At 42.0% G+C, this 1,463-nt stretch carries 1 protein-coding gene; it reads left to right on the plus strand.

Features of this window, described 5'->3' with window-relative positions; genetic code table 11:
• Nucleotides 1-145: 145 nt before the first annotated feature.
• Entirely contained in the window at nt 146-1,420 is a 1,275-nt protein-coding gene (locus H3R29_RS09085; RefSeq protein WP_198203128.1) for an ISL3 family transposase, read from the plus strand.
• Nucleotides 1,421-1,463 lie beyond the last annotated feature (43 nt).

Here is a 1,463-nt window from a genome sequence, read left to right on the forward strand (position 1 = left end):
GGCTCTATAATTTATCCTGTTGATGACTTATCCATGTGGTAAGCTGTTAATAGGTTTTTTATTGCATAAAAAAGGAGGACATCTTCCTCTTGCTTCTTGTAATAAAATATTAACTTCACCCAATATTTTATAGAAGGTTTGAATTATGTCCTCTTTTAATAATTATATTAAATTTGCTCTTGATATTAAAGATCAAAACATTGTTTTTGAAGATTATTTCTTCCGTTTGGCTAACGGCTATAAGCAGAAGGTTTACCAAGCTGTCTTATTGCAGCCCAGTTGTCCCTTTTGTGGCTCACAGGAGCTGCGGCACAATGGCCGTTTGAAAACCGAAATCCGCTATCCTGCTGCCAATGCCAGTCAGCCAGTCATTATTAGACTTTTTAAGCAGAGAGTCTGGTGTCGCACCTGCAATAAACGCTCAATGGCTCAATCTGACCTGGTAGGCAAATACTGCTGTATTTCCCAGCATTCTAAGCTCAAAATTCTCAGTGCTTTAACAGAAGACCGCTCAATGACCAGCATTGCCCGGGAAAACAATGTTTCTGTCAATACGGTGCAAAGAGTGCTGGGCTCTTGCTCGCATCAGTTTAGTAGCAGCTATGATTATTTGCCGGAGCATCTGGCCTTCGACGAGTTTAAAGGCGTTGACCGCACCTTGCATTTTATTTGTCTTGATGCCGACAAACACGAGGTGGTTCAGATTCTCCGAACACGCTATAAAAAAGCAATTATTGCCTACTTCAAAAAGTTTGCGCCAGCGGCTTTGCAAGGCGTCAAAACAGTTTCTCTGGACCTGAATTTTTACTATCAGGACATTGTGCGAGCATGCTTCCCCAACGCTGAGCCTGTGCTTGATCGCTTTCACATGGTACAAATGCTTACGCGTTCCTTCAACTCCCTGCGCGTGCAGGTCATGAAGAAATTCAAAAAGACCAGCAGAGAATACAAACTGCTTAAATCACCGTGGAAACTGTATCTCAAGAAGTACCAGGCACTCGACAAAATTCATCCGCATTACAATTGGCACTACAAAGACAATCTGACGCAAGAGCAGATAGTCAACGAAGGCATCGCCTGCAGCACGGAGCTTACTAATGCCTACAACCTGCTGCAGGCATTTTATGATGCTTTGGCTGCCAAAGATCCGCTGGCAATTAAAGAAGTGATTCATGCTAAAGAAGAAGTTGGCTGGCAAATGCATCAAACCCTGTTAACTTTTAAGCATAACCTGAAAGCAGTAATTAACGGGATAACATTGAATTATTCCAACGGCTGCTTAGAGGGCTTCAATCGCAAGATTAAACAAATTGAGCGCACAGCTTTTGGCTACGCCAACTTCCACAATCTGCTAACCAGGATTAGATTAGCAGAAAACAAGGTAAAAGAAAAAGAACCAAGCAGTTTTTTAGCTGCTTGATTCTATTCATTTAAGCTCTATCAACAGGATTTGACAAAGAGCC

The sequence above is a fragment of the Lactobacillus sp. M0393 genome (genome assembly GCF_016102025.1).
GTDB lineage: Bacteria > Bacillota > Bacilli > Lactobacillales > Lactobacillaceae > Lactobacillus > Lactobacillus melliventris.

Excerpts from the sequence above, each read along its gene's own strand:
- H3R29_RS09085 (WP_198203128.1), top strand. The coding sequence starts at position 146 with ATGTCCTCTTTTAATAATTATATTAAATTTGCTCTTGATATTAAAGAT.